Consider the following 9,958-nt stretch of genomic DNA (forward strand, 5'->3'; position numbering starts at 1 on the left):
GGAGACCATGGCACTGTTCGAGGCTTTCCAGCGTCTGTCCGTCGCAAAACGCGCCGAGTTCGTCGCGCGGGCGGTGGAAGACCCCGCGATGGCAGCGACGATCCTGTCCTCCTCCGTCCAGGAGCGACTCGTCTTCCTGTCCCTGCTGGCCGACGGCGACGACGCCTACACGCTGGGGTGGGCGGGACGGGTCGAGGGCCCGATGAGGACTGACGCCTTGGACACCGCGTTCACCGCGCTCGGCCTGCGGCACGAACAACTCACGCGCCGGTTCGTCATGGCCGGTCGGCGGACACTGTCCCTGACATCGGAAGCCTCGCTGATCGGCCGCCACGAACACCGTACGGGGATGGAACCCCGGGCGCGCGAGGCGGACGCGGCCGCGACCGCGGAGCGGGAATTGCGCCGCCCCTTCGAGGTCCTGGACGAACCACTCACGCGGCTGACCACTGTCTCGTATTCGGAGGACGACCACCTCCTCGTGTTCTGTGTGCACCACGCCGTCGTGGACGGTTGGTCTTGGGGCAGGCTCCAGGCGGACCTGGCGGAGTTCTACGGCGCGGTACTGGAGGGGACCCTGGACACCACCACCACCGCCACGGCGCCCGCCGTCACCTACGCCGACCACGTGGCCCTCGAACACACCGAGGCCGCGGACGGAACCCACACGGCCGCCCTGGAGCGGTGGCGAACGGAACTGGCCGGAGCGCCGAAGGCCGTCTCCCTGCCGGTCGACCTGCCGCGGAAGGGCTTCGCCGGGTTTGGCGGCGCCGTGGTGCGCGGCCGACTGTCCCCCCGGGACACGGCCGCCGTCGACGCGTTGGCCGCGTGGTGCGGGGCGACCCGGTTCATGACGCTCCTGGGCCTCTATGCCCGGGCGCTGCACCTGCACTGCGGAGACGACGACATCGTCATCGGTACACCGGTGACCGGTCGCCCCTCGGCCCGATTCGACGAGGTCGTCGGCATGTTCGTCAACACGATCCCGATCCGGTTGCGTGGGCTCGCCGCGACCGACCCCGCTGCGTGGGTCGACACGGCCCGCGAGGCGGCGCTGTCGTCCTTCGAGGGGCAACGGGTACCGCTCGACCGCATCATCGACGCCTCCGGTGTGGTCCGTGAGAACGGGCGCAGCCCTCTCTTCCAGGTGTCCTTCGGGTACGAGCACGCGGAGGACACGGGCCGCGGGCCCGACCTGCCCGGCACCTGGACACGCCCCTATTCCGTGGAGACGGACACCGCGAAGTTCGAACTCTCCCTCGTGGTCGGCGAACAACCGGACGGCTCACTGGAACCGGCACTGGAGTACGCGACTGGACTGTTCACCGAAGCGACCGCGCGCGGGCTGCTCGATGCCTTCACCGGCCTGGTGAGCGAGTTGCCGGACGTGGAGCGGGACGCCGGACACGATGACGTCCTCGCTCGGATGACCCGGAACGCGTTCCGTTCCCCGGAGACCACGGCGATCGAGTTCGAGGGCAGGGACCACTCGTACCGGTGGCTCCTCGAACAGGTGGAGCGGGTGGCCGCGCTCTTGGCCGAACAGGGGGTCGGCCAGGGTGACCTGGTGGGTGTTCTGGCCGATCGGACCCCCCTGACGGTCGCCGCCATGCTCGGGGCCTGGCGGATCGGCGCGGCCTACCTCCCCCTGGACCCAGACCTTCCCGCCGCCCGGCTGCGCCGGCTCGTGGCCGGCGCCGGGCCGGCGGTGCTGCTCACCGACGAGGCCCCGGCGCCCGAGGGCCTGGGCGCCCCGGTGCTCGATGTCGGTGCCGTCCCCGTCGAGACCACCGCGCCACCCCGCCCCGGGCCGACGGACGGGTCCGCGCGCGCCTACGTCCTGTACACCTCGGGTTCGACTGGTCCGCCCAAGGGCGTCGCCGTGCCCCAGCGCGCCGTCCTGGCCATGGTCGAGGATTCCCTGCACCTTCTCGGAGCGGAGGCGCTCACTTCGGTGCTGGCCTCGACGTCGTTCTCCTTCGACCTCTCCGTCCTGGAGCTGTTCGCCCCCCTGGCGGTGGGCGGGACGATCCGTCTGGTCTCGTCGGTCTTCGAACGTCCCGCCGGCCCGAACGGACGGCGCTCCACCCTGATCGTCACCGTCCCCTTCCTGGCCGCGGAGGCCCTGCGCCACGGTTCCCTGGACGCCGTGGGCGCGACGGTGTGCCTGGGCGGGGAACCACTACGCGGAGCGCTCGTCGACCAGATCCACGCGGCGGGCGCCGCGCGGGTCCTCAACCTGTACGGGCCCAGCGAGGACACCTCCTATTCCACGGCGGCCACCGTCCCCCCGGGGACCCCCCACCCGACCCTGGGGTTTCCGGTTCCCGGCGGCCGGCTCCACCTCTTGGACAGCGAGGGGCTCCCCGTGCCCGAGGGCGGGATCGGAGAGGTCTACCTGGGCGGTGCGGGGTTGGCCGACGGTTACCTCGGCCGCCCCCGGCTGACCGCAGAGCGGTTCGTACCCGACCTTCACTCCAAGGAACCCGGAGCACGCCTGTACCGAACCGGTGACCTGGGCCGCATCGACTCGAACGGGGAACTGGAGTACTACGGGAGGATCGACCGACAGGTCAAGGTCAACGGTGTCCGGGTGGAGCTCGCCGAGGTGGAGCACGTGCTCTGCGCGACGCCCGGCATCGAGGACGGCGCCGCGACCCTGGAGACCCACGGCGGCGCTTCCGGACTCGCGGCCCTGGTGGTGCTACGGCCCGGGGCCACCGTCCCGGAGGTGCGCTCCGCCCTGCGCGCCGACCAGCCCTCCCACCTCGTGCCCACCACCATCCTCGCGGTGACCGCGCTTCCACGTCTGCCCAACGGAAAGGTGGACGTCCGGGCCGTCACCGACACCCTCGCCCGCACCCGGCGGGCGGGGTCGACCCGACCCGATGGAAACAGGACGCACACATGAAGTTGGGGCCTGAGTTCAGGCGCATCTGGTTCGGGAACGCCTCCTCGAACCTGGCGGACGGCGTCACTTTCGTCGCCATGCCGTTGCTGGCCGCCACCCTCACCCGGGATCCGCTGCTGATCTCGGGGTTGAGCGCCGCCTACGCCGTGCCCAGGATCATCGCCGTCCTGTTCGCTGGTGTCATGATCGACCGGGGCGACCGCCGACGCCTGCTCTACCTGTCGAACTACTCACGGGCGCTCGTCTTCGCCCTGCTCGCGGTACTGATCCTGTCGGGCCTGTTGACACTGCCCACCCTGTACCTGGCGTTCGCGCTGGTCGGCATCATCGAGACCGTTTCGGACAGCTCGGCCTTCGCGGTGCTGCCCCAGGCTGTGCCCGCAAGGGGACTGGACCGGGCCAACTCCCAGATCGCGGCCACCCAGATCGTGGTGGACGAGTTCGTGGGCCCGCCTGTGGGCGGCTTCCTCTTCGGGCTGGCGCCCGTGGCACCGATCATCGCGAACGCGTTCTCCTTCCTCGGCGCGGGTATGGGATACCAGGCGCTCAGGGGCGACTACCGCCAGGAGTATGAATCCGGCCCGAGCATGGTCGAGGAGATCCGCGAGGGCGCGGTGTGGCTCTGGCGCAACCACATCGTGCGCACACTCGTGGCGGTCGGCGCCGTCGCGAGCATCGCGTACATGATCCCGTTCTCCTACCTGGTCCTGTACTCCTCGGAGGTGCTGGGGCTCGATCCCACAGGGTACGGCCTCCTCCTGGCCTTCTCCGCGCTCGGCGGGCTCCTGGGGGCGTGGTCCGCGTCGCGCATGCGGGAGGTGCTGGGCTACTGCCGGTCCATCGTGATCGCCCTGACCACCGGCGCAGCGTCGTTCGTGACGATCTTCTTCGTGGACCACCTGGTCGTGGTGGCCGTTGCCCTGGCCGTGTACATCTGGCATTCGGTGGTGTGGAACGTGCTGGCGTCGTCGATGCGTCAGAAGATCACCCCGAACCGGTTGATGGGCCGGGTCGGCTCCGTCAGCCGTCTCCTGGGCCTGTCCGGACTGGCCGCGGGGGCGCTGATCGGCGGAGCGCTGGCTTCCCTCGTCGACCTGGCCTTCCCGTTCCTCGTCGCCGGGGCCCTCTTCCTCGTGATCGCGATCATGTGCCTGATGCGGTTGCCGGTGTTCGACGCGTGGGAACGCGAGCAGCGGTTGTCGGAGGAGAACTCGGACCACGGATCGGAGGACCGATGAACACGGACAGGATCACCAGGCCCGCGCCCCTGCGTGAGGGCGACCTGATCAGGGTTGTCAGCCCCTCGTTGCCATCGATGGCCTATGCCACGCGGGCGGTCGACCTGGCCACGGACGCGCTCGCGGGACTGGGCTGGCGGTGCGACTTCGCGGAGAACGCCGACGAGATCAGTGACGACGGGCTGTCGGCGGGGACACCGAGGCAGCGCGCCGACGACCTGCACGACGCCTTCCTGGACGACCGGGTCGCGGCGGTGATGTCCGCGGTCGGTGGCAGCACCTCCTACGAGCTGCTCCCCCATTTGGACACGGAACTGATCCGGTCCCATCCCAAGCCGTTCATCGGTCGCAGCGACAACACGTACATCAACGCGTTCCTGCTACAGGAGTGCGGACTGGTCTCCTACAACGGTGTGGCCTTCCTATCGCAGTTCGGAGAGCCCGAACAGGTGCCCGAGACCTTGGCCTCCACCAAGGCGGTCCTGTGCGGTTCGGCACCGGTCCGCTTCCGCACCTCCGCCACCCGGACCGCCGGGGTGCGTCCCTGGCAGCAGTACGCACGGCACGAGAAGGATCCTCTGCTGCGCTCACGCCGGGCCCAGGACGTTTGGATGCGACCGGGGGCGGCCCGCGGTCGTCTGGTCGGCGGGGAGGTCCGGATCGTCGCCGACCTGCTGGAGAAAGGGAGCCTCACGGTGCGGGAACGGGTGCTCTGGTTGGACGTCGGTGACGACGAACCCGGCTACTTCGACTCCGCAATCGGACGGATCACGAGCGCCCTGGACGGGCCGCCTTCGGCGCTAGTGGTCTCCGACGCCCCCTGGCGCGGTTTCGAGGGGTGGTGCGAGGAGGTGGAGGCCGCCCTGCTGAGGTCCCCCGAACTGGCGCAAGGGCCGGTCCTCGTCGGGGGTGACTGCGGACACTACCAGCCTGCGTGGCTCCTGCCCTACGGGGACGTCGTCACCGTGGGATCGCGTGAGGGCATCGGCTACCGGTATCGATCAGGACAACGGGAGGAACCATGGACAGCGTGATCACGGAGCGGATCCGCAAGGAGACCCTCGACGTTTTGAGGGATGTGCTGGAGAACCCTGACCTGCGGGAGGAGGACGACTTCTTCGAGAGCGGCGGCGACTCGCTTCTGGTGGCCCGATCCATCGCGCTGCTCAAGGAGCGGAACCTGCGAGTCAGGGCTCGGGTCTTCATCGACGACCCCCGCATCCGGTCGATCATCGCCCAGGTCAGGGACACCGGGGGCGACAGCGCGGGATGAGACCGGTGGACGGTGCCACACCGCGTGGTCGGGGTCGGCCTGTGAAGTGGCGTGTGGGGCCGACGCGTACCGCGCCGCGGTAGCCGTCCCGCGGGTCCGGACAGGGCATGGGCCACCGGTCAAAGCACCCGGCGAGACGGTCGAACAGGTGGTGTTCATGCCCGGCCGAGCGGGTTCAGTCGACCGGAGCGGGTTCGGCCCGGCGCCGCTCGGCGCCGCCGCCCAGGACGTTGAAGAACACGTTGAGCACCAGCGCGGAGGCGGTGGCGGTGACGATCCCCGAGTGCAGGATCATCGTCGCCCACTCCGGGAAACCGGAGAAGAAGTCGGGCGCGGCGATCGACAGGACGCCGAACCCGAGCGAGACCGCCACGATGACGAGGTTCTGATTGTCCTCGTACTCCACCTTGGCCAGGGTCTGGATGCCCGCGGCCGCCACCGAACCGAACAACACCAGGCCCGCGCCGCCCAGAACGGGAGAGGGGATCATCGCCACGACCCGACCCAGGATCGGGAACAGGCCCATCGCCACGAGCAGGACCGCTCCGGTGGCCACCACGTAGCGGCTCTTGACCTTGTTCAGCGCGATCAGGCCGATGTTCTGGCTGAACGTGCTGCCGGGGAAGGAATTGAGCAGCGGGCCCACGACCGCGGTGAGGGCGTCGGCGCGCAGCCCGTCCGCCAGGCGGCGTCCGTCGACCTTGGAACCCACGACCGAACTCACGGCGAGGATGTCCGCCATGCCCTCGGACAGGATGACGACCATCATGATGCACATCGTGATGATCGCGGCGACCTGGAACTCCGGCTGTCCGAAGTGGAAGGGAGTGGGCAGCGAGAAGACCGCGCCCTCGCCCACCGCGGCGAAGTCGACCTCGCCCAGAGCGGCGGCCAACAGGGTGCCCAGAACCAGGCCCAGCAGGATGGAGGCCCGGCCCCACACCCCGCGCAGCACCTTGGACAGCACCAGGATGATCAGCAGGGTCCCCCCGCCCAACAGCAGACCGGTACCGGTGGGGATGTTGTTCTCGCTGTTGTCGGTGATCCAGCCGACCGCCACGGGGATGAGGGAGAGGCCGACGACGGTGATCACGCTGCCGGTGACGACCGGTGGGAAGAAGCGGATGAGGCTCGCCATCACCGGGGCGATGAGGACGCCGAACAGCCCGGCGACGATGGCGGCGCCGAAGACCGCGGGCAGTCCGCTGGACTCGCCGATCGCGGTCATCGCGGTGACCGGGATGAAGGAGGCGCCGATGACCAGCGGCATGCGCATGCCGAAGCGCCACACGCCCAGCGTCTGGATGAGCGTCATCAGGCCGCTGACCAGCAGGGCGGCGCTGATGATGAGGCCGGTCTCCACCGGGTCCAGGCCCACCGCCGCGGCCATGATCAGCGGCGGGGTGATGACCCCGGCGTACAGGGCGAGGATGTGCTGGACGCCGTAGGTGATCATCAACCGCAGTGGCGGCCGTTCGTCCTCGGGGCGCTCGCTGACGGCGGGGCCGTCGGTCGCGGGGTCCGAGCCGCCCTTGGGGAGCTTCATCGTGGTGGGGCCTTCCGGAGTCGTACGGTCTCGCCATGAATCATCGGATGATCCGAACGAGTGCGCAAATTCGAGGTGAACGCTTGGAGAAACACACCAAAGCGCACAGAAGTGGTCGAATGACTCCGGGTGATCGGGGGAGGTCATGCCGAAGACCGGCCCGTCGATCCGTATGGCCGCCCCCACCGGACTTCCCGAGCCGTCTCGGACTCCCGCACGAAGCCGCCGGCCGGTGATCGTCGCCCCGTTCGACCCCGCACCGACGTGACGAAGAACGCCCTCACGGCGACGGCCCGGCCTCACACCCTTGCGACTACCGGGTGCGTGTCACCCGGCCCTCGTCCCAGACCGGCTCGTCGGCCTCGTAGACCCTCCCGTCCGCGCCGAACACCACGAACCGATCGAAGCCACGGGCGAACCAACGGTCGTGCGTGACCGACAGGATCGTGCCCTGATAGGCCTCCAACGCCGACTCCAATGCCTCGGCCGAGACCACGTCCAGGTTGTCCGTGGGCTCGTCCAACAGCAGCATCGTGGACCCGGACAACTCCAACAACAACACCTGGAACCGTGCCTGTTGGCCGCCGGAGAGCGTGTCGAAGGTCTGGTCGGCGCTGAGCGCCAACTCGTACCGGTCCAACGCCCGGCCGGCTTCCTCGCGCGGCACCCCGCTCCGGGTTCCCTCACCGTTGTGCAGGATGTCCAACAGGGTGCGCCCGGCGAATTCGGGATGTTCGTGTGTCTGCGCGAACCACCCCGGCCGCACCCGGGCGCCCAAGCGGGCCCGACCCGAATGCGTCACCGGCGTGATGCGCTCGCGCTCCTCCTCGGGCACCAGTGACGACTCCGGGTCGTCGCCGCCACCGGCCAACAGCCGCAGGAAGTGCGACTTGCCCGACCCGTTGGAGCCGAGCACCGCCACCCGGTCCCCGTACCAGACCTCCAGATCGAAGGGGAGCATCAGGTCCGACAACTCCAGACGCTCGCACACCAGAGCCCGCTTCCCGGTGCGGCCGCCGCGCAACCGGATCCGCAGGTTCTGTTCCCGAGGCTGCTGCTGGGGCGGGCCCGCCTCCTCGAACCGGCGCAGCCGGGTCTGCGCCGACTGGTACCGGGAGGCCATGTCCGAGTTGTAGGCGGCCTTCTGCTTGTACATCGACACCAGGGTCTTGAGCTTGCCGTGCTCCTCGTCCCAACGACGGCGCAGCTCCTCCAACCGGGCGAACCGTTCCCGCCTGGCCTCGTGATAGGTCTCGAACGTCCCGCCGTGCACCCACACGCTGTTGCCCGCGGCGCCCAACTCGACCGTGACGATCCGGTCCGGGACCCGGCTGAGGAGTTCGCGATCGTGCGAGACGAACAGGACGGTCTTCGGCGAGGCGCGCAGGGCGTCCTCCAACCAGCGTTTGCCCGGGACGTCCAGGTAGTTGTCCGGCTCGTCCAGCAGCAACACCGGGGCCGGACCGAGCAGCAACGCCTCGATGACCAGGCGTTTCTGCTCACCTCCGGAGAGGGTGCGCACCTCACGCCACCGGCACTCCGTGTAGGGGACGCCCAGGGCCGCCACACAGCACTGGTCCCACACCACCTCGGCGTCGTACCCGCCGGCGTCGCCGTAACGGGCGATCGCCTCCGCGTAGCGCATCTGGGTCTTCTCGTCCTCGGAGGCCATCATCGCCGCCTCGGCCCACTCCAGGTCCGCGTGGGCCGCTCGCACCGCCGAAGGGGAGACCGACACCAGGAGCTCGTGCACGGTGGTGGCGTCACGCACGTGCCCCACGAACTGCGGCATCACCCCGAGTTCACCCTCCACCGTCACCGCACCCGACTGCGGTGCGACCTCGGCGCGCACCAACCGGAGCAGGGTGCTCTTGCCGGCCCCGTTCGCACCGACCAGCGCGGTCTTGGAACCCTCGCCGACCCGGAACGAGACCTCGTCCAAGAGCACCCGCCCATCGGGCAGGGTGTGCGAGACCTGGTTGACGTCGACGTAACCCACAATTTCCCTCTCACCGTTACAACGCACCCACCTGCGGCGCCACCGAAGGCTTCCACGCACCGACGCTCCGACGCAACGGTTTTTCCCTGGTGGCGGCGGGGGAGCCGGCGAACCTTAAGGCTTCCTTAGCCCACACCTAAGGTCCGGTGAAACCCGATGTGCCGGGACGCTTCGCCGGCTTAGCTTTCTCCCGCGGGAAGAAACACGAGGAAGGTGGCGGGATGACGCTCACACAGGGTGTGGCCGAGTTCGACACGGCCGGGGAGAACTGCTGCGACCACCCCCTGGGAGCGGGGGAGCGCCCGGTCCCGATCGAGCGCATGTCGATGCTCTCCAACCGGTCGTCCGTGGCGCTGCTCGGACCGGACGCGCGCCTGCTGTGGTTCTGTCACCCCGAGCCCGACTCGGGCGCCCTGTTCGCCGAGGTGCTGGGCGGGCCGGAAGCCGGGGTGTTCGCCATCGGCCCCGCCCATGGGCGTATGCCCCTGGGCCAGCGCTACCAACCGAACACCATGACGGTGCGCACCCGCTGGTCGCGCCTCTCGGTGTGCGACTACCTCGCCCAGGACACCGAACCCGGCCGCACCGACCTGATCCGCGTGGTCGAAGGCTCCACCCCCGTCGCCGTCGAGTTCGCGCCCCGCCCCGACTTCGGCCGCGCCCCCGTGCGCATCGTCGTCGAGGACGACGGACTACGCGTGCACGGCACCGACTACCCCCTGGTGCTGCGCGCACCCGGCGTGGAATGGCGCATCGAACGCGAAGGGGGCCAGGACACCGCCCGGGCCACGATCCACCCGGAACCGGGGGAGCGGATCGTGTTCGAGCTGCGCTGCGGGTCAGACCTGCTCACCTGTCATCCCACCCCCGAACCCCGGCGGCGCGCCCACACCGAACACGAGTGGAGCGCATGGGTCTGCGGGCTGTCCCTGCCCGACACCGAGAGTTCTTTGGCGGCGCGGTCGGCGTTGACCCTGCGCGGGCTGTGCAC

Annotated in this window: 7 protein-coding genes; 5 read left to right on the forward strand and 2 right to left on the reverse strand. The window is 69.7% G+C overall.

From position 1 onward, the window contains the following. The first annotated feature begins 7 nt into the window (after positions 1-7). The 4 genes from BQ8420_RS31015 to BQ8420_RS31030 are packed head-to-tail and all read left to right on the forward strand — an operon-like array spanning position 8 to position 5,422. On the forward strand, positions 8-2,911 hold the full coding sequence (locus BQ8420_RS31015; RefSeq protein ID WP_087104095.1) for an amino acid adenylation domain-containing protein: 2,904 nt from the start codon (positions 8-10) through the stop codon (positions 2,909-2,911). Further along, positions 2,908-4,149, forward strand: a complete 1,242-nt coding sequence (locus tag BQ8420_RS31020; protein WP_087104097.1) for an MFS transporter — start codon at positions 2,908-2,910, stop codon at positions 4,147-4,149. The genes BQ8420_RS31015 and BQ8420_RS31020 overlap by 4 nt, the downstream gene beginning before the upstream one ends. Continuing rightward, positions 4,146-5,183: an LD-carboxypeptidase gene (locus BQ8420_RS31025; protein WP_087104099.1), complete on the forward strand. Its 1,038-nt coding sequence runs from the start codon at positions 4,146-4,148 to the stop codon at positions 5,181-5,183. Before BQ8420_RS31020 ends, BQ8420_RS31025 begins: the two co-directional genes overlap by 4 nt. Next, positions 5,171-5,422 carry an acyl carrier protein gene (locus BQ8420_RS31030; protein WP_087104101.1) on the forward strand — a complete coding sequence of 84 codons (252 nt, stop codon included), beginning with the start codon at positions 5,171-5,173 and terminating at the stop codon, positions 5,420-5,422. Before BQ8420_RS31025 ends, BQ8420_RS31030 begins: the two co-directional genes overlap by 13 nt. Positions 5,423-5,597: 175 nt before the next feature. On the opposite strand, the gene BQ8420_RS31035 is transcribed toward BQ8420_RS31030, so the two are convergent. Together BQ8420_RS31035 and BQ8420_RS31040 are read right to left on the reverse strand one after the other, a co-directional pair. Further along, positions 5,598-6,968, reverse strand: a complete 1,371-nt coding sequence (locus BQ8420_RS31035) for a nucleobase:cation symporter-2 family protein (protein WP_087104103.1) — start codon at positions 6,966-6,968, stop codon at positions 5,598-5,600. Positions 6,969-7,281: 313 nt separating this feature from the next. Next, on the reverse strand, positions 7,282-8,967 hold the full coding sequence (locus tag BQ8420_RS31040; RefSeq protein ID WP_087104105.1) for an ABC-F family ATP-binding cassette domain-containing protein: 1,686 nt from the start codon (positions 8,965-8,967) through the stop codon (positions 7,282-7,284). 221 nt (positions 8,968-9,188) lie between these two features. Between BQ8420_RS31040 and BQ8420_RS31045 the strand changes: the two genes are divergently transcribed. Then, positions 9,189-9,958: trehalase-like domain-containing protein (locus BQ8420_RS31045; RefSeq protein ID WP_235006590.1), on the forward strand; the 770-nt coding region annotated here is incomplete at its 3' end.

It is taken from the genome of Nocardiopsis sp. JB363, assembly GCF_900143625.1.
GTDB lineage: Bacteria > Actinomycetota > Actinomycetes > Streptosporangiales > Streptosporangiaceae > Nocardiopsis.